Genomic DNA, 20,552 nt, shown 5'->3' on the forward strand with positions numbered 1-20,552 from the left:
ATGGCCGGCCTGTCACGAATCCTGCTGTCCTGCACGCTTGCATGCCTGCTCGCCGGGCAGGCCGCCCAGGCCTCCGTGGACGACCCCACCCGGGCTGGCGGCGACAATCGGGTACGGGCGCTGCGCGCCGACCAGGCGCGACGAGACGTCCTGCTCACCGCCTGCCGCGACGACCCCGGCCACCGGCGCGGTGAGCCGGATTGCGTCAACGCCGAGCGCGCCCAGGCGCTGCAGCAGTGGCAGGCCGCCGCCATGACCAGCGTGGATGCCGCCTTCTCCGATTTGGCTGGTGCGCTGCGCAATGCGGCGCCGCGGCGGATGGAGGCCGCGATCGTACGGCTGACGCGCCAGCTCCAGCCGCTGGTCTATTCCATGATGACGCTGCTGGTACTGTTGACTGGCTATGCACTGCTGGCGCGACGCGACCGCCCGTTCGAATGGCATATCCGGCACGCCCTGCTGGTTGCGGTCGTGACCTCGCTGGCACTGTCTCCCGACCGCTACCTGTCCACCGTGGTGGCAGGCGTCCAGGACGTCGCGGGCTGGCTGAGCGGGCCCTGGACAGCGCCGGACGGCGCGGCGGGGCGCGGCGGACTCGCGCAACTGGACCAGTTCGCCGCCCAGGCCCAGGCCTGGGTCGCGCAACTGGCCGGCCAGGCCGCCAACGACGCCAACCCGGGCAGCGCCGTCAACTGGCTGCTCTGCGCCATGATCGTGGCCGCCAGCGCGGGAGGCTGGCTTTGCCTGGCGGCGTCCCTGCTGATCGTGCCGGGCCTGATAGTCACGCTGCTGCTGTCGTTGGGGCCGCTCTTTCTCGTGCTGCTGCTGTTTCCCGCGCTGCAGCGCTGGACCAACGCCTGGCTCGGCGCGCTGGTCCGCGCGCTCGTCTTCATGGCGCTGGGCACGCCGGCCGTCGGCCTGCTGTCCGATGTACTGGCTGGCGCCTTGCCGGCCGGCCTGCCGCAGCGGTTTGCCACCGACCCGCTGCGCTCGACCATGCTGGCGGCAACGCTATGCGCCACGGCGACACTCATGCTGCTGACCCTGGTCCCGCTGGCCAGCAGCGTCAACGCGGGCCTGCGGCGCCGCCTGTGGCCTAACGCGGCCCATCCCGGGCTCGCGCAGGCTCATCGGCAAGCCGCTGCGCGCCAGTACGCCCCCCGTCCGGCCGCGGCGGCCGCCGCCGCGGGACCGCACCAGGCCGGTACGTACGCAGCCTCGGCCACGCCGGCGCCGGCGCCGGCCCGCCCGGCCCCATCCTTCCCGGCGCACGCCTATAGGCAGTACGCCCTGGGCGGCGCGAGAAGGCCGCCGCCCAGGGTGCGACGCGACGACCGGCCCGCGCCGGCGCCGGACCGACGGGTTCTTCCCCGCAAACCCAACCTGCCATGATCCACGCACATTCCAACGCCAGATTATTGCGATGGGCCATCCTGGCCATCGCCCCCGTCACGCTCGGCGCCTGCGCCCCGAACGGGCCGCCCGGCTTGCCGTATCCCGATGGCAAGCCCCTGATTCCCATCAACACCGCCGCCCCGGAGCAAGGATCGTCATGCCAGACCCGCGCCCCTTGACGCCTGACCAGACGCATGGCCGCGGGCATGCCGAGGCCGCGGTGGACTGGGAAGCGTCCCGCCTGTACCGGCTGGCGCAGTCGGAACGCCGTGCATGGACGGTGGCGTGGGCGGCGCTCGCCGTGACCGCGCTGTCATTGATCGCCATCGCGACGATGCTTCCGCTCAAGACCACCATTCCTTACCTGATCGAGGTCGAAAAGAGCAGCGGCGCGGCCTCGGTCGTCACGCAATTCGAACCCCGAGATTTCACCCCGGACACCTTGATGAACCAGTACTGGCTGACGCGCTATGTCGCGGCGCGCGAGCGCTACGATTGGCACACGATCCAGCACGATTACGACTACGTGCGCCTGCTGTCCGCGCCCGCCGTCAGGCACGATTACGAAACCAGCTACGAGGCGCCCGATGCGCCGGACCGCAAGTACGGCGCTGGCACGACCCTGGCCGTGAAAATTCTCAGCGCCATCGACCATGGCAAGGGCGTCGGCACGGTGCGCTTTGTCCGGACACGGCGCGACGCGGACGGGCAGGGCGCCGCCGAATCCTCGATATGGGTAGCGACCGTGGCATTCGCCTACGATCAGCCGCGCGCGCTGACCCAGGCCCAGCGCTGGCTCAATCCGCTGGGCTTTGCCGTCACCAGCTATCGCGTCGACGCGGAGGCTGGACAGCCATGATGGCGGCACGGATGATGGCGGCCGGCCTGGCGGCCACGGCGCTTTCGGCGCATGCGTTCCGGATACCCACGCCAGGAGAACAGGACGCCCGCATACAGACCGTGCCGTACCACCCGGAGGAGGTGGTGCTGGTGCGCGCCTGGAACGGCTACGTCACCCGGATCGTATTCGACGAGCAGGAGAAGATCATCGACGTCGCCGCGGGGTTCGCCGACGGCTGGCAATTCAGCCCGGAAGGCAATGTGCTGTATATCAAGGCCAAATCCTTCCCCGCGCAGGGCTCGCCCGCGCAGGCGCCGGAGCCGGGATTGTGGAACACCAATCTGCTCGTCAAAACCGACCGCCGGCTCTACGACTTCGACCTGGTGCTGGCCAGCGCGGACGCGGCGACACCGCAGGCGTTGCAGCGTTCGCGCATGGCCTATCGCCTGCAATTCCGCTACCCGGCCGCGCCGCAGGCGGCATCCCGCGCCAGCCCCGTCGGCCCGGCTGTTCCCGCCGGCGCATTGAACCGGCGCTACGCCATGCAGGTGGGCAACGGGTCGGACGGCATCGCACCCATCGCTGCGTACGACGACGGCCGGCATACCTGGCTCACGTTCAGACCGGGTCAGCCGTTTCCGGCCGTATTCGCGGTAGCGCCGGACGGAACGGAAACCCTGGTCAATCTGCATATCGACAACCAATCACTGGTCATACACCGGGTAGCGCCGGTCCTGATGCTGCGGTCCGGCGCCAGCGTCATCCGGATCGTCAACCAGAACGGCGATGCGTCCGAGTCCCCAGCCTTCGAATGCCATGCTGAACCGGCCCTCTAGTCCCGATGGCGGCGAAGCGCACGCTTGGCCGCCGGACCCCGAAATCCCTGTTTTCGCCAATGCCGAGCATGCGCATCGGCGTCCGCTGCGCTGGATGTTCGCCCTTGTCGCCGTGGCCCTGTCATGCCTGCTGGCAACGGGGATATGGCGCAGCCGCGCCGCGCCGCCGCACGCCGCGACGCAGACCGTCGCGCCGGCGGGGCAAGCCCTGCCGCCGGGGCGCATATTCACGGTCCACCCACGCGAACCCGAACCGGCGCCGCTTCCGGACATGCCGGCGGCTCCCGACCCGATCCTGCCGCAGCCGCGGCCGGCGCCACCCGTCCCGCCCCCGCCAATCCGCGCGCCGTACGACTACGATGAACCGGCGCCCCGGCGCGACAGCGCGGCGCTCAAGTCCGGCCCGGCCATGATGGTCGCCACGGCCGCGCGCCTTGGACAAACCGAGCGGGCGGGCATGGCGGACGACGGCGTGTCCGCGGATGCGGCCACCCTCATCGGCAGGAACGTCAGCCGCGCAACCCGCTCCGGGGGCCGCGATTACCGGCTGCTGCCCGGCACGTTTATCGATTGCATCCTGCAGACCCGGATCGTCACCAACGTCCCGGGGCTGACGACCTGCATCGTATCGCGGGATGTCTACAGCGCCAGCGGCAAGCGCGTCCTGGTGCCGCGTGGCACGACAGTGGTGGGCGAATACCGCGCCGACCTGGCGCAGGGCTCGCAACGCATCTACGTCGCATGGAGCCGGCTTTTCATGCCGTCCGGGCTCACGATAGAGCTGGCATCGCCGGCCGTGGACGGAACCGGCGCCGCGGGGCTGCCCGGCGTGGTGGACGACAAATTCGCGCAGCGTTTCGGCGGCGCCCTGCTGCTGAGCGTATTGGGCGATGCCACCTCGTACATGCTGGCGCGCGCCACCGATGCGCGCCACGGCGTGAACGTGAACCTTACCGCCGCGGGAACGATGAATTCGCTGGCCGCCAGCGCCCTGAACAACACGATCAACATCCCGCCCACGCTCTACAAGAACCACGGCGACCAGATCGGCATCCTGGTCGCCCGTCCATTGGACTTCTCCATACTCAGGGGGACGAATGAATGATGCCGCGCCGGATCGACAGGCATCGGTCGACTTCCACCTCCAAGCGCTGCATCCGTGGCTGAGCCGGCAGGATATAGCGGAAATCTGCGTGAACCGTCCGGGGCAGCTCTGGTATGAAGACCGCAACGGCTGGAACCGCCAGGAGTCGGGCGCGCTCACGCTTGATCATCTGCACGCCCTGGCTACCGCGACGGCCCGGTTCTGCGACCGCGACATTTGCCCGGAGCGTCCCTTGCTGGCGGCGTCCCTGCCTGGCGGCGAACGGGTGCAGATCGTCGTCCCTCCAGCCTGCGAACCGGGCACGCTGTCGCTGACCATCCGCAAGCCCGCCCGGCGCATCTGGCCACTATCGGAACTGTTGCGCGATACGCTCGACCTGCCAGGCGTCCCGGGCGCCAGCCAAGCGCGGCCAGACCCCTTGCTCGACCCGTGGAGGCGCGGCGCATGGGACGACTTCCTGCGGCTGGCCGTGCAGGCGGGCAAGGCCATACTCGTCGCCGGCCAGACCGGTTCGGGCAAGACCACATTGATGAACGCGTTGAGCGGGGAGATTCCGCCCCGCGAACGCATCGTCACGATCGAGGACGTGCGCGAGTTGCGGCTGGATCCGGCAACCAATCACGTACACCTGTTGTACGGCACTCCGACGGAAGGCAGGACGGCCGCCGTATCGGCCACCGAGCTGTTGCGCGCGGCGCTGCGCATGGCGCCCACGCGCATCCTGCTGGCGGAGCTGCGCGGGGGAGAAGCCTTCGACTTCCTCCAGGCATGCGCGTCCGGACACAGCGGCGGCATCAGCACCTGCCATGCCGCCAGCGCCGATATGGCGCTGCAGCGGCTGACGCTGATGTGCATGCAACACCCGAATTGCCAGATGCTTCCCTACTCGACGCTACGCGCGCTGGTCGAATCCGTGATCGATATCGTCGTGGTGGTGGAGCGCCGAGCCGGGCAGGGGGCCCGGCGGCGGGTCGTCGACATCTGGTACCGGGATGGCCTCCCGGCGCCATGACGCCTGCCGCCTGCACGCATTGCGATTTTCGTGCATAATTGCGCCCCTCTACCTTTTCCCCGATAGCTCAGTCGGTAGAGCGACGGACTGTTAATCCGCAGGTCGCTGGTTCGAGCCCAGCTCGGGGAGCCAGATTCCAGAAAGCCCGGTTCATGCGAACCGGGCTTTTTGCTGCCTGCCCGGACGCCGGCGCCCGATGCCCTTGTCAGGCCGCCCTGGCAGTCCGGGCGCGCCAGCGCGCGAACACCAGCACGTTGCCCAGCATGACCAGCGCCAGGCCCGCCAGCGCCTGCGGCGTCCAGCGATAACCCTCGACGAACGTGGAAATGGTCAGCGCCACCACCGGAAACAGCACCGTGCAATAGGCCGCACGCGCCGGCCCCATGCGCCCGACCAGGGTCAGGTACGCGGTGAAACCGACGATGGAGCCCGGCACGGCCAGGAACAGCAGGGCGCCCACATAGGTGGGCGAGGGGTCGAACGCGAACGGCACGCCGGCCGCCAGCGTGCCCGCCAGCAGGATCAGCGCGCCATAGGTCATGCTGTAGGCGTTGCCGGTCAGCGGCCGGATGCCGGCGCGCTGCTGGGCGGCCGACAGCATGTTGCCGGTGGAAAAGCACAGCGTGCCCAGCAGGGCCAGCCCCAGCCCCTTGAGCGTGCCGGCCTCGGCGGCGTGGCTGGCCAGTTCGGGCCAGAACAGCAGCAGCAGGCCGGCCAGACCGCAGGCACCGCCCAGCATGACGCGTGGCGCGATGGGCGTGCCGAACCACAGGCGCGCGTTCACCGCATTCCAGATCGTGGCCGCGGAGAACACCACCGAGACCAGGCCGCTGGGAATCCATTGCGTGGCCGCGTAAAAGCACAGGAAGTTCAGGCAGAACAGGAACAGTCCCTGGCCCAGGCACAGCAGGTGGCCGCGCAGGTCCAGCTTCTGCAATTTGCGCAGCAGCGCCAGCGCCGCCATCATGATCAGCGCGGCCAGCGCGAAGCGGTAGAAGATGGAAACGGGGATGGCCACCACGCCAAGCTGCAGCTTGATGGCGATCCAGGTCGTGCCCCAGATGAGCACGGTGAGCAGGTACAGGGTCAGGTTCACGATAGTGGGCAGGACAGGGCGCCGCCAAAGCGGACGGCGCCCGCAAGTATGCGCCAGGCGCGGCCGGCGCGATTGCCGGATCTTGCGCTTCTTTGCCCGGGAGCGCGCGCCGGCGCCCGGACAATGGCGTAGCATAGGGCGCATGAGTCTCGCCGCATCCGATCCGGCCGGATTTTCGGTCTTTCGCACCCTGGCAGGCGCCGGCGCGGCGCGGCTGGAGCGCGCCGCCACGCTGGGCGACGGCGTGGCGGCGGCCCAATGGCGCCGTGCCGGCCACGAAGTCGTCGACTACGACCATCCCGGCCATCACACCTTGTCGCTCTACCTGCATGGCGGCGAAAAATCGTTCCGGGCCGGCAACGACGGCTATGGCGGCGCGGGCAAGTTCTGCGTCCTGCCATCCGAGCACCGCTCGCGCTGGAACATGAACGACACCGTGCGCTTCCTGCACCTGTACATCGCGCCGCAGCGGCTGGCGCGCGAAGCCGTCTGGCGGCTGGACTGCGAGCCGCGCGAGCTGGCATTGCGCGACCGCACCTATATCCAGGATCCGGCGCTGGGCCAGGCCTGCCACATCCTGCTGGACGCCGATTGGACCGATCCGTCGCAACGCCTGGCCGCCAGCGCCGCCTCCGAGACCGTGCTGCACCATCTGCTGGTCCAGGGCACCGGGCGACGCCCCGGCATGCCCGCGCGCGGCGGGCTGGCGCCGGTGGTGCGGCGGCGGATGCGCGACTACATCGAGGCCCATCTGCACGAGCCGCTGACGCTGGAGCGGCTGGCCGCCCAGGCCGCCCTGTCCACCTACCATTTCGCCCGCATGTTCCATGTTTCGTTCGGGGTTCCGCCCCACCTCTGGGTGCAGGCCCGGCGGCTGGCGCGGGCCCAGGCCCTGCTGCGCGCGCCCGGCCAGGCGGGGCTGGACGCGGTGGCGCAGGCCAGCGGGTTCGGCAGCGCCAGCCACTTGAGCAGGGTGTTCCGCCAGGCCACGGCCGCTACGCCGGGCCAGTACCGGGCCGGCGCGCGGGCCCATTGAACCCCTCGCCCGCGAGGCAGTCTAAAATGCAGACATCGCCCGTAGGCGCGGCCCGCCGCGCCCACCCTGTCCGGGAGACGACATGCCTATTGCCACCTCTGCTTACGAACACGCCTATTCCGACCGGCGCTTCTGGCGCAAACTGCGCGGCCATGCCGCCGGCGCGGGCCGCCAGGCGCTCGAAAAGGCGCTGTGGCTGTACTTCGCCGTGCAAAACCCCGCCACCCCCAAGTGGGCGCGCCGCGTCATATACGGCGCGCTGGGCTACTTCGTGCTGCCGCTGGACGCCATCCCCGACCTGGCGCCGCTGGTGGGGTACACCGACGACCTCGGCGTCATGACCGCCGCGCTGGCCACGGTCGCCTTTGCCATCACCGACGATGTCAAGGCGCAGGCGCGCGGCAAACTCGATCAATGGCTGGGCCCCGCCGCCAATGATGCCGCCGGCAACGGGTAGCACGCACCGGTCGGCCGTCTGGCTGGCCGAGACCGTCCGCCTGCGCGAAGAACACTGGGGCCCCCTCGAAGACGCCGACGCCGTGCGCCAGGCGCGCCAGCTGGCGCCCGATTTCACGCTGCGCATCCTGGCGCGGGCCCAGGCGCTGGGCCGCCGCGAAGGCTTGCAGGACCTGCTGGTCCACTGGCGCCAGGGCGCCGCGCTGACGTTCGTGGTGCTGGCCGTCGCCGCCCTGCTGGCCGGCGTCGGCGTCGCGCTGGGCGCGCTGGGCTCGGGCGCGCGACCGGTCAACGTGCTGTGGGCGCTGGATGCGCTGCTGGGCCTGCATGCGCTGACCTTCGTCCTGTGGCTGGCCAGCTTCGCGTTGCGCCCCCGCGCGGCGGGGCTGGGCGGCATCTGGCTGTGGGCCACGCGCAAGCTGGCGCGCGGTCCCGACGCGGCCCTGATCCCGCAGGCGCTGCTCGATCTGCTGGCGCGCGCCGGCGCCCTGCGCTGGCTGCTGGGCGCGGTCAGCCACATCCTGTGGCTGGCCGCCTTGTGCGCGGCGCTGGCCACCTTGCTGATCGTGCTCTCGACCGCCAGCTACCGCTTCGTGTGGGCCACCACCCTGCTGCAGCCCGAGACCTTCGTGACCCTGACCCAGGCGCTGGGCTGGCTGCCGGGCCAGTTGGGGTTCGCGCTGCCCGATGCCGCGCTGGTGCGCGCCAGCGACGGAGCGCAGGTCCTGCCCGCCACCGCGCAGGTGCAATGGTCGATCTGGCTGCTGGGCGCCCTGGTCTGCTATGGCATCGCGCCGCGCCTGCTCGCCGCGCTGTACTGCCTGGCCATGGCCGCGCGCGCCCTGCGCGGGCTGCGCCTGGACACCAGCCTGCCCGGCTATGCCGTCCTGCGCGACCGCCTGCTTCCGCCGGCCGCATCGACCGGCATCGACCGGCCGGCCGATCCCCTGCATGCACCGCGCATGATCGCCGCGCAGGTGCTGCCCGACCTGGCCAACCGGCCGGTGCTGGCCGCCCTGGAGCTGGCGCCCGACCAGCCATGGCCGCCGGCCGGCCTGCCTGCCAACGTATTCGACGCCGGCAATCTGGACACCCGCGAACAGCGCAGCGCCTTGCTCGACGCGCTGGCGCGTAGCGCCGCCTCGCGCCTGCTGATCGCCTGCGACGCGCGCCAGACGCCGGACCGCGGCACACTGGCCCTGCTGGCCGAACTCTCCGACAAGGCGGCGCAGACACGCGTATGGCTGCTGCAGGCCGGCGCGGCCGGCGCCGGGCAGGGACGCGGTTCGTTGTGGCAGGCGCGCCTGCTCGACGCCGGCCTGCCCGAGGCGGCCATCCTGCGCGACGCCGACCATCCCTTGCGATGGCTGGAGGCCGCGCATGACTGAAGCCGCGCTGCGCATCGCCGTCGTCGGCCACACCAACACCGGCAAGACCTCGCTGTTGCGCACGCTGACGCGCAACCCCGATTTCGGCGAAGTGGCGGATCAGCCCGGTACGACACGCCACGTCGAAGGCGCGCGCCTGGCCATCGACAATGCGGCCGCGATCGAATGGTTCGACACGCCCGGCATGGAAGACAGCATCGCCTTGCTGGAATACCTGGAGCGTCTGCAGGCGCCCGGCGAGCGGCTCGACGGACCGGCGCGCGTACGCCGCTTTCTCGAATCGCCCGAAGCGCACCGGCGTTTCGAGCAGGAGGCGCGCGTGCTGCGCAAACTGCTCGAATGCGACGCCGGCCTGTATGTCATCGACGCGCGCGACCCGGTGCTGGGCAAGCATCGCGACGAGCTTGCCATCCTGGCATCGTGCGCGCGGCCGCTGTTGCCGGTGCTGAATTTCGTCAACGCGCCCGAACACCGCGCCGACCAGTGGCGCGAAGCCATGGCCCGCCTGGGCCTGCACGCGGTGCTGGAGTTCGACACGGTCGCGCCGCCGCTGGATGGCGAAGCGCAACTCTATGCGCGGCTGGCGGCGCTGCTGGACCGCCACGCGGCGATGCTGCAACGCCTGGCCCAGGCCCTGGCGCAGCAGCGCGAGCAACGCCGCCAGGCCGCCTGCGTCCTGGTCGCCGACCTGCTGGTCGACGTCGCGGCGCTGCACGTGTCCAGCCCGGGCAACGAGGCCGCGCTGCAGGAAGCGGCCGCCACGCTGCGCGAGCAGGTCCGGCGGCGTGAGCAGGCCTGCGTCGACGCCTTGCTGGCGCTGTACAACTTCCATCGCGACGATTACGACGGCGCCGAGCTGCCGCTGCAAGGCGAACGCTGGGGCATGGACCTGTTCCACCCGCAGGCGCTCAAGGACATGGGCGTTCAGCTTGGCGTAGGCATGGCCGCCGGCGCCATGGCCGGCGCCGCGGTCGATCTGCTCAGCGCCGGCCTGAGCCTGGGCACCGGCATGCTGATCGGCGCGGCCGCCGGCGGCCTGTGGCAAGGCGTGGAACGGCTGGGCAAGCGCGTGGCGGGCAAGCTGCGCGGCTATCGCGAACTCAGCGTCGACGATCCCATCGTGCGCCTGCTGGCGTTGCGCCAGCGCCAGCTGATCCATGCCCTGGAGCGGCGCGGACACGCGGCGCGCACGCCGGTGCAGCTGCAGCGGCCCGACGACCGCGCCTGGCAAAGCGGCCCGCTGCCCGACGGCCTGAAAGAAGCGCGCAGCCGGCCGGAATGGTCCGCGCTGGGCGATCGCTACCAGGAAGACGAACGCCGCAAGCGCGTCGTCGCGCAGCTCGCGCGGCAACTGGCGCAAGCCGGCGACGCCTGATCCCGCCCGCCGCGCCACGCCGGCGCGCTACCGGGTGATAACCCCAATCCAAAAAGATTGACGCTTAAACGATGGCGTCTATAAGATTCGACTACGCCGCGTAAGGCGGCCGCTGCATCGACACCCCCTGGGAGCTGGTCCATCGTGAAGCCGAAGTCCCGCATTCTGATGTGCCTGCTTGCTTTGCGCACCGGCGTCCATCGCGCCGCGCCGCAATCTTCCCACCGCCTTTCGCCTCACTAAGCAGTACGCCTTACCCCGGCCGCCTTATCCAACGACCGGGGCCCTGTCACTTCCGGCGCACACCGCGCGCCGCACACGGAGCACGAGGGCTATGCGTATTTCTCCATTCATCAAGCACACGGCACTGGCGCTGGCCATCGCCGCGGCCGGCCTGTCGGCCACGGCGAACGCCAAGACTTTCCGCTGGTCGTACCAGGGCGACGCGACGTCGATGGACCCGATGGCGCTGAACGAAACCTTCACGCTCGGCTTCCAGGGCAATATCTACGAGACGCTGGCCGGCTACGACGGCGAACTGAAGCTGGTGCCGCTGCTGGCCGAAAGCTGGGAGAACACCGAGCCGACCAAATGGGTGTTCAAGCTGCGCAAGGGCGTCAAGTTCCACGACGGCTCGCCGTTCACGGCCGACGATGTGATTTTCTCGTGGAAGCGCAGCCTGACGCCGGGCTCCGACATGAAGGGCTACGGCGCCAAGGCCTCCGAGATCCGCAAGATCGACGACCACACCATCGAAGTCATCACGGCCACGCCCAACCCCATCCTGCCGCGCGAATGGGTGTTCCTGTACATCATGAGCAAGTCGTGGTCGGAAAAGAACAAGACCACCGAGGCGACCAACGTCAAGGGCGACAACCAGGGCAACTACGCCAACCTGCACACCAACGGCACCGGCCCCTTCATGGTCACCGAACGCCAGCCCGATGTGAAGACGGTGCTCAAGCGCTTCGACGGGTATTGGGACAAGAACATCAAGACCAATATCGACGAGGTGGTCTTCCAGCCGATCTCGCAGGAAGCCACCCGCGTGGCGGCCCTGATATCGGGCGAGATGGACCTGGTGCAGCCGGTGCCCGTGCAGGACTGGAAGCGCCTGGACGACGCGCCGGGCGTCAGGCCACTGACCGCGCCCGAGGCGCGCGCCATTTTCATCGGCATGGACCAGGCGCGCGACGAACTGCTGTTCTCGGACGTCAAGGGCAAGAATCCGTTCAAGGACGCCCGGGTACGCGAGGCTGTGGTGCTGGCGGTCGATACCAAGGCCATCAACGACAAGATCATGCGCGGCGCGGCCAAGCCGCTGGGCTCGCTGATCGCCACCGCCATCAACGGCTACGACGACTCGTTCGGCGCGCCCATCAAGCCGGACGTCGAGCGCGCCAAGAAGCTGCTGGCCGAGGCCGGCTATCCCAAGGGCTTCACGGTGACGCTGGATTGCCCCAACGACCGCTACGTCAACGACGAGAAGGTCTGCCAGGCGGTGGCCGGCATGCTGGCGCGCGTGGGCATCAAGATCAATCTGCTGGCGCAGACCAAGTCGAAGTACTTCGGCAAGATCCTGCTGCAGGCGGGCAACCAGACCAGCATGTACATGCTCGGCTGGACGCCGAGCTCGATCGACGCGCACAATGCGCTGCTCAACCTGGCGGCCTGCCGCGACGCCAAGACCGCCGCGGGGCAATTCAACCTGGGCGGCTATTGCAACAAGAAGGTCGACGAGCTGACCGCGCAGATCGGCGTGGAGACGGACCAGGCCAAGCGCAACGCCATGATCAAGGAAGCCTTCGAGATCGTGCGCAAGGAGTACGGCTACCTGCCGCTGCACCAGCAGCCGATGTCCTGGGGCGTCAAGGACAACATCAAACTGATCCAGCGCGCCGACGACGTGCTGGACCTGCGCAACGTCGTGATGCCGTAACGTGAGGACCGGCGCGGGCCATCGCGGCCCGCGCCATGGGCGACCCGCGCCGTACACGCCAAACCAGGGCACCCGATATGCTTGCTTTCATAGCGCGACGACTTTTTCAGTCGCTGCTGGTCATGCTGACCGTGGCATTGATCGCCTTTTCGATGTTCCGCTATGTGGGCGATCCGATCGCCAGCATGGTCGGGCAGGACACCACGCCGCAGCAGCGCGCGCAGCTGCGCGTCGACCTGGGGCTGGACGATCCGTTCGTGGTGCAGTTCGCGCGCTTTGTCGGCAACGCCGTGCAAGGCGATTTCGGCATTTCGTATCGCCAGCGCCGCCCGGTCGCGGAACTGCTGGAAGAACGCCTGCCCGCCACGCTCGAACTGTCGTTCGTCTCGGCCCTGATGGCGCTGGTCTTCGGCATTCCCATGGGCATCTATACGGCGCTGCGGCGCCACGGCGTGCTGTCCAAGACGTTCATGGCGCTCTCGCTGGCAGGCATCTCGCTGCCCACGTTCCTGATCGGCATCCTGCTGATACTGGTGTTCGGCGTGCAATTGCGCTGGCTGCCCAGCTTCGGGCGCGGCGAGGTCATCTCGCTTGGATGGTGGTCCACCGGGCTGCTCACGCGCTCGGGGCTGGCGGCGCTGATCATGCCGGCCATCACGCTGGCGCTGTTCCAGATGACGCTCATCATGCGCCTGGTGCGCGCCGAAATGCTGGAGGTGCTGCGCACCGACTTCATCAAGTTCGCGCGCGCCCGTGGCCTGCCCGAACGATTGATCAACTTCCGCCACGCGCTGAAGAACACGCTGGTGCCGGTGATCACGATCACCGGCCTGCAGCTGGGTTCCATCATCGCTTTCGCCATCATCACCGAAACGGTCTTCCAGTGGCCGGGCATGGGCCTGCTGTTCATCCAGGCCATCAGCATGGTGGACATCCCGGTCATGGCCGCCTACCTGGTGCTGATCGCCTTTTTCTTCGTCGTCATCAACCTGATCGTCGACATGCTTTATTTCGCCGTCGATCCGCGCCTGCGCGTGCAAAGCAAATGAAGGACGCGCCATGATTGCCCGTCTCGCTCCCTATTTCGCCCGCGCCAGCGACAGCGATCTCTGGCACAGCTTCAAGCGCTCGCCCGGGGCCATCATCTCGGCCGTCGTCACGCTGATCATCGTGCTGGGCGCGCTGGCCGCCCCCCTCGTGGCGCCGCACAATCCGTTCGACCTGGCGTCGCTGAACATCATGGACGCCAACACGCCGCCGGCCTGGGAAGCCGACGGCAACAGCGCCTTCGTGCTGGGCACCGACGACCAGGGCCGCGATATCCTGTCGGCCATCCTGTATGGCTCGCGCGTCTCGCTGCTGGTGGGCTTTGCCTCGGTGCTGTTCGCCATGGTCCTGGGCGTCACGCTCGGGCTGATCAGCGGCTATGCGGGCGGACGGGTCGACAGCATCATCATGCGCATCGCCGACGTGCAGCTCTCGTTTCCCGCCATCCTGGTGGCGCTGCTGATCGACGGCGTGGCGCGCGGCCTGCTGCCGCGTGACATGCACGACAAGCTGGCGCTGTACGTCCTGATCTTCGCGATCGGCATTTCGGGCTGGGTGCAGTACGCGCGCACGGTGCGCGGCTCGACACTGGTCGAACGCAACAAGGAATACGTGCAGGCCGCGCGCCTGATCGGCATCGGCCCCTTCACCATCCTGCGCCGCCACATCCTGCCCAACGTCATGGGCCCGGTGCTGGTGATCGCCACCATCCACCTGGCCATCGCCATCATTACCGAAGCCATGCTGTCGTTTCTCGGCGTGGGCGTGCCGCCCACCGCGCCGTCGCTGGGCACGCTGATACGCATCGGCAACAGCTACCTGTTCTCGGGCATGTGGTGGATTTCGATCTTCTCGGGCATCGCGCTGGTGGCGCTGGTGCTGTCGGTCAACCTGCTGGGCGACTGGCTGCGCGACGCCCTCAACCCCAAGCTGCGCTGAGACGCTCATGGCATTGTTGGACATCGACAGCATACGCATCGAATTCCCGAGCCGGCGCGGCACGCTGGTGGCCGTCGACGGCGTTTCGCTGTCGCTGGAGAAGGGCGAGATCCTCGGCGTGGTGGGCGAGTCCGGCGCCGGCAAATCGACCATCGGCAACGCCGTCATCGGCCTGCTGGAGGCGCCCGGCCGGCTGGCTGGCGGCGAGGTCCTGCTGGAAGGACGCCGCATCGACACCTTGAGCAACGCCGAGCAGCGCAAGGTGCGCGGCCGCCGCATCGGCATGATCTTCCAGGATCCGCTGACTTCGCTCGACCCCTTGCAGACGGTGGAAAGCCAGCTGGTGGAAACCATGCAGGTGCACCTGGACCTGAACCACGAACAAGCGCGCTAGCTGTGAAGATTCAATAGGTTGTATTCGTCCAGGTTGAGTCTGGAGATGGGTACAGCGCGCCCGATGCCTTGGTGGGGTCGATGCCAGTTGTAGTGGTGTAGCCAGGATTTCATGGCATCGGCTCGGTGTTGGGAGTTCTGGTAGGTGTGAGCGTAAGCCCACTCACGCAAGGCCGACTGGATGAAGCGTTCGGCCTTGCCATTGGTCTGTGGGCGGTAAGGTCGGGTAAAGCGGTGCTTGATGCCCAGCTCATGGCACAGCGCGGCGAAGGCGCGGCTGCGAAAGGCCGAGCCATTGTCGGTGAGCAAGCGCTGGATGGTCACGCCCAGGCGCTGGTAGTAGGCCACTGCGTCCTTGAGGAACTGGACGGCGCTGGGGAAGCGCTCGTCGGGGTGGATGTCGGTGAAGGCCACGCGGGCGTGGTCATCGATGGCCACGAAGACGAAGTCCCAGCCGGCCCCCTCAACGGTATCGCGTCGGTTGCCCGTGACCCGGTGGCCAGGGCGCTGGATACGTCCCAGCTTCTTGATGTCGATGTGCAGCAGATCGCCGGGGGCCTGATGCTCGTAGCGCACCACCGGCTCGGCCGGCTCCAGGTCGGCCAGGTGCGACAGACCGGCGCGGGCCAGGACGCGGCTGACGGTGCTGGCTGACACGCCCAGCGCCTAGGCGATGCGCGCTTGGGTCAGCCGCTTGCGGCGCAGCTCCACGATAGCCAGCGCCTTGGCCGGCGCAATCGCTCGGGGCGAGACCGTCGGGCGCGAGGACGCATCGGCCAAGCCCGCCTGGCCCTGAGCCAGGAAGCGGCCCAGCCATTTGCGCACAGTCGGCGCGGTGACCCCATAGGCGCGGGCCGCTTCAGGCACACAAACTTGATGGGCGATCAATTGCTGGACCATTTCGAGTCGACGTAGGAAGGTCAATCGGGCATGCTTATGGGTGTTCATCCGGCCGGGCTCCTTGAGTGAACTGGGGAGTTGGCGATTTCCAGTTTCTCAAATCCGGTTCGGATGAACCATGCATACAACCTATTGAATCTTCACAGGTAGCGCGCCTCGGCGGGGTCGATCGCGCCGGCGCGCGTGGCCAGGTAGGCGCGGTCGAGCAGCATCTCGGCCGAGACCTCGCGCATCGAGGCAGGGTCGGCCACATAGCGGTTGATGTCGGCGAAGGCCAGTTTCATGGCCTCGATCTGGTAGTGATAGAAGTCCGTGCTGTCGGGCTGGCCCAGCTTGCCCGACAGGCCGTCGAGCATGCCCAGCTCCATCAGCGCGCCGATGCCCTGGCCGCTGGGGCCGATTTCGTGCAGCGTCAGTTCGCCGTACTGCGCGCCGATCGGGTCCACCCAATCCGCCTGGTGCGCGGCCAGGTCGGCCTCGGTCAGTGCCCCGCCGGTCTCGCGCGCGAACGCGGCGATGCGGACGGCCAGCGCGCCGCGGTAGAACGATTCGCCGTGCGTGTCCGCGATATCCTGCAGCGTATCGGCTTGCCCAGGGCAGATGAACCGTTCGCCGGGCTGAGGCGTGCGGCCGTTGGGGGGCGAAGGCATCGCGAAAGCCGGGGTCCTGCATGATCGGCTCGGCCTGGTCCGCCCACTGGCGCGCGGTGATGGGCGTGACCAGGAAGCCGTGGCGCGCGTAGTGCAGGGCCGGCTCGAACAGGCGGGCGAAATCCAGCTTGCCGAATTTGCGCGACAGCGCCACCCATCCCGACACGGCGCCCGGCACCGTCACGGCGTCCCAGCCGCGCGCGGGCATGGCGTCATGGCGCGAGAAGTATTCCCGCGTCCAGGCCTGCGGCGCCCGTCCCGAGGCATTCAGGCCATGCAGCTGGCGTCCGTCCCAGATGATGGCGAACAGATCGCCGCCGATGCCGTTCATGCACGGGCCCACCACCGTCATGGTGATGGCCGCCGCGATCGCCGCGTCGACGGCGTTGCCGCCAGCCGCCAGCATGCGCATGGCGGCCTGGTTGGCCAGCGGCTGCTCGGTGCAGACCATGTTCTCGCCCAGCGCGGGCATGCGCTGCGATACGTACGGGAAAGTCCAGTCCAGGGGGAGGGGGGCGGTCATGCGATTACTCCTTCTTGGCGCCGACGCGGCGCGCCATTCCGGGCCAGAACGCCAGGTCCTCGGCGGCGATGCGGGCGATATCCTTGGGCGGCTGGAACGCCGGCACCATGCCGGCGCGCGTCAACGTCTCGATGATCTTGGGGTCTGCCAGCGCGGTGCGCACCGCATCGGTCAGCACCGCGATCACCGCCGGCGGCGTGCCGGCCGGGGCGACGAACGCGAATGGGTTGTCGGCCTTCAGGTCGGCGATGCCCAGTTCCGCCATCGTGGGGGCATCGGGAAACTGCGGCACGCGGCCGCTGGCGCTGGTGCCCAGGGCCACCAGCTTGCCGGCCGCCACCGATGCGACGCTGTCGAACATGAACGCGGTCTCGCCGCTCATCAGGCCGGGCAGGGCTTCGGCGCTGCCCTTGTACGGGACGTGCTCGGCCTGCGCCTTCGATCCGTCCAGGAACAGCGCCGACTCCAGGTGCGACAGCGAGCCCACGCCCTGCGAAGCGTAGTTGTAGCGGCCGGGCGCGGCCTTCAGCCGGGCGACGAGTTCGGCCACGGTGGCCGACTGATGGCCACGCCCGTGACCGGCAGCAGCGCCATGGTGTAGCCGTCGGGCTGGTCGCGCACGACGGCGCGCAGGCCCAGCAGCGTGGCCGCGCCGGGGCGGTTTTCCACGATGACCGGCTGGCCCAGCTTGGCGCCCATGCCTTCGGCGATGGCGCGCGCGCTGATGTCGCCCGCGCCGCCCGGCGGCGCCGGCACGACCAGCTTGATCGGACGGCTGGGAAAATCCGCGGCGCTGGCGGGCGCGGCGGCCAGCGCTGCGGCCGCGAAGACGGGCGCGATCAGGCGCGCCAGCGTAAAACAGCGGAAACCGGACATGAATGCATCTCCTGGGCGGATATGGGCGGGGGAAGTCAGCGGAAAACGCGCCGCGGCCGGGCTGGCGGCGGGCGAGGTGCTCATCCTATGAGCATATAGTTGCTATGTCAACGTTTTGTGCCGCCGTGTACGGCCGGCCACGCGTCACCGATGGCGCTGGGGTTGCTTCTACCTGACGGGGCCGGCCACGCCGTCCACCAGCACATGGGGGTGGCCGCGCGAGCAGCGTTCCACGCGCGCCTGGATGCCGTAGACACGCGCCAGCATCGGCGCGTCGATCACGGCGGCCGGCTCGCCGGCCGCCGCCAGCTCTCCGGCGCGGATCAGCAGCGCCTGGTCGGCATGGCGCAGGGCGATATTGATATCGTGCAGCGCCGCGATGGTGATCAAGCCATGGTCGCGGGTTTCCTGGCACAGCAGGTCCATCACATGGAACTGGTAGTTCGGGTCCAGCGCCGATAGCGGCTCGTCGAGCAGCAGCACGCGCGGGCGCCGGATCAGCGCCTGCGCCAGGCCCACCAGCTGCTTCTGTCCGCCGGACAGTTCGTCGAGGAATTGCAGCGCCAGATGGCCGATGCCCAGCCGTTCGAGCAGGGCGGCGATGGCCGGCGGCCCGATTTGTCCGGCCGCCTCGCCACCATGCGCGCGCGCCGCGACCAGCACCGATTCGAACACGCGCAAGTGGACATCGGCCGGCAGGCCTTGCGGCAGATAGGCGACCTGCTGCGCCCGCTGCGCCAGGTCGGCCTGGTCCAGCCTCTGCCCGTCCAGGGCGATCGCGCCGCCGCGCGCGGGCAGCAGTCCCGCCACCGCCTTGAGCAGGGTGGATTTGCCGCTGCCGTTGGGGCCCAGCAGCGCGGTGAGCGTGCCATGCGGCAAGGGCCCCAGGCTCAGCCCGGCGATGACCGTGCGCGCGCCATAGGCCACGCCCAGGCCTTCGATGGCCAGTCCTGGCGCGTTCACGGGCTTTGCGGGCGGCGCAGCAGCACCGCCACGAAAAAGGGAATGCCCACCAGCGAGGTCACGATGCCCACCGGCACGATCACCCCCGGCACCAGGCTCTTGGACACCGAGGCGGCCAGCGACAGGATCAGCGCGCCGGTCAGCGCGCTGCCAGGCAGGTAGAAGCGGTGATCCTCGCCGAACAGGCGGCGGGCGATGTGGGGCGCCACCAGCCCGATGAAGCCGATCGTGCCGGCGAATGCCACCGCCAGCGCCGCCAGCAGGCTGATGCGGCACAGGGCGGCCAGGCGCAGCCGGCGCACGTCCACGCCGAAGCTGGCCGCGCGCGTTTCGCCCAGCCGCAGGGCGGTCAGCCGCCAGGCGTGGCGCAGCGCCAGCGGCAGGGCCAGCGCGCAGGCGAGCGCCAGGATGCCCACGCTGGCCCAATCGGCGCGCGCCATGCTGCCCATGGTCCAGAACACCAGATTCTGCAGCGCCTGGGCGCTGGCGGTGAACTGGATCAGCGAGATCAGCGCATTGAAGGTGAAGACCAGCGCGATGCCGAACAGCACGATGGCCGGCGCGCCGATCGCACGGTGCCGCGCCACCTGGTCCAGCAGCAGGCCGGCCAGCGCGGCGAACAGGAAAGCGTAAAGCGGCACCAGCCAGGGCGCGGCCACGCCGGGCACGCCGACGTGCAGCACGATGGCCAGCGAAGCGCCCAGCGCCGCCGCGGAGGAAACGCCAAGCGTGAACGGACTGGCCAGCGGATTGTTCAGGATGGTCTGCATCTCGGCCCCCGCCAGGCCCAGCGCCATGCCGACGATGGCGGCCATGGCGGCCTGCGGCAGGCGGATGTCCCAGACGATGACGCGGGCCGCCGTATCGGCGGCGCCGGGTTGCAGCAGGGTGCGCCAGAGGTCGGCCAGGGTCAGGCCGGCGGGACCCAGCGCGGCGTCGGCGGCCAGGGCCGCGCAGGCCGCCGCCGCCAGGGCGGCCATCAGCCACCGGCGGCGCCGCAGCAGGCGGCCGTAGGCCCGCACCGCGTCGGGAGCGGCCTCGGCCATTACTGCAGCAGTTGCAGGCGGCTCTTGGCCGTGTTGGCGGCCGGCGTGGTGGGATAGTCGCGCACGATGCGCTGCAGCGTGGCCTTGGCGCCGGCGCGGTTGTTCAGCTCGATCTGGCTGCCGGCGATCACCAGCAGGGCGTCGGGGGCGCGGGCGTTGGTCGGCGCGTTCTGCACCAGATTGTTGAGCTGCTCGATCGCGCCCTTGAAATCCTTCATGGCGTAGCGGCTGCTGCCCAGGTAGAACTGCGCCGTCGGCGCCAGCTGGCTGTTCGGGTACAGCGCGATGAAGGCGGCCAGCGATTCGGCGGCGTCCTTGTACTGGCCCTTGCGGAACAGATCGATCGCGCCGTCATAGGCGGCCTGTTCCTGCTGGTCGACCGCGGTCACGCCGGGCGGGTTGCCGGCGTGCTGGGGCTGGCCGCCCTGGGCATTGGGCTGCTGGCGCGAAATCAGTTCCAACTGGTCGCGCAATTGGGCGATTTCCTGTTGCATGGCCTGCAACTGATCGGCCAATTGCAGCCGCGCGCGCTGGTTCTGCTCATTCTGCTGTTGCACCTGCTGGCGCAGATCCAGGATGGCGCGGCGCGCTTCATCGTCGGCAAAGGCATGGGCGGGAGCTGCCATGGCCGCAAGGGCCAGGCTGGCGGTAATGACCAGAGTACGCAGGGGCAGGGCTTGATCGCGCATGAAAATATCCAGGTCTGAAACGAAAACGTCGGGACGGCCGGATGACC

Annotated in this window: 19 protein-coding genes, 1 tRNA gene and 3 pseudogenes; 15 read left to right on the forward strand and 8 right to left on the reverse strand. The window is 69.2% G+C overall.

Translation table 11 applies throughout. From position 1 onward, the window contains the following. The 7 genes from ptlD (at position 1) to BN118_RS18460 (ending at position 5,321) form a co-directional block, all read left to right on the forward strand. Positions 1-1,392: a type IV secretion system protein PtlD gene (gene ptlD, locus BN118_RS18430; protein WP_010931653.1), complete on the forward strand. Its 1,392-nt coding sequence runs from the start codon at positions 1-3 to the stop codon at positions 1,390-1,392. Next, a complete protein-coding gene (gene ptlI, locus BN118_RS18435; RefSeq protein ID WP_010929497.1) occupies positions 1,389-1,574 on the forward strand; it encodes a type IV secretion system protein PtlI in 186 nt (61 codons plus the stop codon). Before ptlD ends, ptlI begins: the two co-directional genes overlap by 4 nt. Then, positions 1,553-2,254 carry a type IV secretion system peptidoglycanase PtlE gene (gene ptlE, locus BN118_RS18440; protein ID WP_010929498.1) on the forward strand — a complete coding sequence of 234 codons (702 nt, stop codon included), beginning with the start codon at positions 1,553-1,555 and terminating at the stop codon, positions 2,252-2,254. Before ptlI ends, ptlE begins: the two co-directional genes overlap by 22 nt. Then, the gene (gene ptlF / locus BN118_RS18445) at positions 2,251-3,072 is read left to right on the forward strand and encodes a type IV secretion system protein PtlF (protein ID WP_010931654.1); all 822 of its coding nucleotides are present in this window, start codon (positions 2,251-2,253) and stop codon (positions 3,070-3,072) included. Before ptlE ends, ptlF begins: the two co-directional genes overlap by 4 nt. Beyond that, positions 3,053-4,177 (forward strand): VirB10 family type IV secretion system protein PtlG, encoded by a 1,125-nt coding sequence (gene ptlG, locus BN118_RS18450; protein WP_010931655.1) that lies wholly within the window; start codon positions 3,053-3,055, stop codon positions 4,175-4,177. The genes ptlF and ptlG overlap by 20 nt, the downstream gene beginning before the upstream one ends. Continuing rightward, positions 4,170-5,189 carry a type IV secretion system protein PtlH gene (ptlH, locus tag BN118_RS18455; protein ID WP_010929500.1) on the forward strand — a complete coding sequence of 340 codons (1,020 nt, stop codon included), beginning with the start codon at positions 4,170-4,172 and terminating at the stop codon, positions 5,187-5,189. Before ptlG ends, ptlH begins: the two co-directional genes overlap by 8 nt. Positions 5,190-5,245: 56 nt before the next feature. After that, positions 5,246-5,321 (forward strand) — tRNA-Asn (locus BN118_RS18460). A gap of 73 nt (positions 5,322-5,394) precedes the next feature. Here the strand turns inward: BN118_RS18460 and BN118_RS18465 are convergent. Beyond that, on the reverse strand, positions 5,395-6,285 hold the full coding sequence (locus BN118_RS18465) for a DMT family transporter (protein WP_010931656.1): 891 nt from the start codon (positions 6,283-6,285) through the stop codon (positions 5,395-5,397). A gap of 142 nt (positions 6,286-6,427) precedes the next feature. Here BN118_RS18465 and BN118_RS18470 point away from each other — a divergent pair, with 142 nt between their 5' ends. The 8 genes and pseudogenes from BN118_RS18470 to BN118_RS18505 form a co-directional block, all read left to right on the forward strand. Further along, the gene (locus tag BN118_RS18470) at positions 6,428-7,321 is read left to right on the forward strand and encodes an AraC family transcriptional regulator (RefSeq protein WP_014906117.1); all 894 of its coding nucleotides are present in this window, start codon (positions 6,428-6,430) and stop codon (positions 7,319-7,321) included. Positions 7,322-7,403: 82 nt separating this feature from the next. Further along, positions 7,404-7,778, forward strand: coding sequence for a YkvA family protein (locus BN118_RS18475; RefSeq protein WP_003815873.1), 375 nt, complete (start codon positions 7,404-7,406; stop codon positions 7,776-7,778). After that, the gene (locus tag BN118_RS18480) at positions 7,756-9,165 is read left to right on the forward strand and encodes a DUF2868 domain-containing protein (RefSeq protein WP_010931658.1); all 1,410 of its coding nucleotides are present in this window, start codon (positions 7,756-7,758) and stop codon (positions 9,163-9,165) included. Before BN118_RS18475 ends, BN118_RS18480 begins: the two co-directional genes overlap by 23 nt. Beyond that, positions 9,158-10,540 carry a GTPase/DUF3482 domain-containing protein gene (locus tag BN118_RS18485; protein ID WP_014906118.1) on the forward strand — a complete coding sequence of 461 codons (1,383 nt, stop codon included), beginning with the start codon at positions 9,158-9,160 and terminating at the stop codon, positions 10,538-10,540. The genes BN118_RS18480 and BN118_RS18485 overlap by 8 nt, the downstream gene beginning before the upstream one ends. A gap of 334 nt (positions 10,541-10,874) precedes the next feature. Continuing rightward, positions 10,875-12,479, forward strand: coding sequence for an ABC transporter substrate-binding protein (locus BN118_RS18490; protein ID WP_003815878.1), 1,605 nt, complete (start codon positions 10,875-10,877; stop codon positions 12,477-12,479). A 77-nt stretch (positions 12,480-12,556) separates the two neighbouring features. Then, positions 12,557-13,528 (forward strand): ABC transporter permease, encoded by a 972-nt coding sequence (locus BN118_RS18495; protein WP_014906119.1) that lies wholly within the window; start codon positions 12,557-12,559, stop codon positions 13,526-13,528. Positions 13,529-13,538: 10 nt separating this feature from the next. Beyond that, on the forward strand, positions 13,539-14,465 hold the full coding sequence (locus tag BN118_RS18500) for an ABC transporter permease (protein ID WP_014906120.1): 927 nt from the start codon (positions 13,539-13,541) through the stop codon (positions 14,463-14,465). Positions 14,466-14,472: 7 nt separating this feature from the next. Then, a pseudogene (locus BN118_RS18505) lies at positions 14,473-14,856 on the forward strand (ATP-binding cassette domain-containing protein); the annotation flags it as partial. Here the strand turns inward: BN118_RS18505 and BN118_RS18510 are convergent. The 7 genes and pseudogenes from BN118_RS18510 to ybgF all read right to left on the reverse strand — a co-directional run bounded on the left by BN118_RS18510 (position 14,856) and on the right by ybgF (position 20,505). Further along, a pseudogene (locus tag BN118_RS18510) lies at positions 14,856-15,806 on the reverse strand (IS481-like element IS481 family transposase). The pseudogenes BN118_RS18505 and BN118_RS18510 overlap by 1 nt on opposite strands. 98 nt (positions 15,807-15,904) lie before the next feature. Beyond that, positions 15,905-16,931: pseudogene (locus BN118_RS18515) on the reverse strand (gamma-glutamyltransferase family protein); the annotation flags it as partial. 4 nt (positions 16,932-16,935) lie between these two features. After that, on the reverse strand, positions 16,936-17,481 hold the full coding sequence (locus BN118_RS18520; RefSeq protein WP_041166231.1) for a tripartite tricarboxylate transporter substrate binding protein: 546 nt from the start codon (positions 17,479-17,481) through the stop codon (positions 16,936-16,938). Further along, positions 17,457-17,807 carry a tripartite tricarboxylate transporter substrate-binding protein gene (locus BN118_RS21140; protein ID WP_019247923.1) on the reverse strand — a complete coding sequence of 117 codons (351 nt, stop codon included), beginning with the start codon at positions 17,805-17,807 and terminating at the stop codon, positions 17,457-17,459. Before BN118_RS21140 ends, BN118_RS18520 begins: the two co-directional genes overlap by 25 nt. 168 nt (positions 17,808-17,975) lie before the next feature. Continuing rightward, a complete protein-coding gene (locus BN118_RS18530; protein ID WP_003814657.1) occupies positions 17,976-18,770 on the reverse strand; it encodes an ABC transporter ATP-binding protein in 795 nt (264 codons plus the stop codon). Next, entirely contained in the window at positions 18,767-19,816 is a 1,050-nt protein-coding gene (locus tag BN118_RS18535; RefSeq protein ID WP_010931416.1) for a FecCD family ABC transporter permease, read from the reverse strand. The genes BN118_RS18530 and BN118_RS18535 overlap by 4 nt, the downstream gene beginning before the upstream one ends. Continuing rightward, the gene (gene ybgF / locus BN118_RS18540; RefSeq protein WP_003814652.1) at positions 19,816-20,505 is read right to left on the reverse strand and encodes a tol-pal system protein YbgF; all 690 of its coding nucleotides are present in this window, start codon (positions 20,503-20,505) and stop codon (positions 19,816-19,818) included. The genes BN118_RS18535 and ybgF overlap by 1 nt, the downstream gene beginning before the upstream one ends. Between the last annotated feature and the right edge of the window lie 47 nt (positions 20,506-20,552).

Origin of the sequence: Bordetella pertussis 18323, assembly GCF_000306945.1 — a bacterium.
In the GTDB taxonomy this organism is placed as follows: domain Bacteria; phylum Pseudomonadota; class Gammaproteobacteria; order Burkholderiales; family Burkholderiaceae_B; genus Bordetella; species Bordetella pertussis.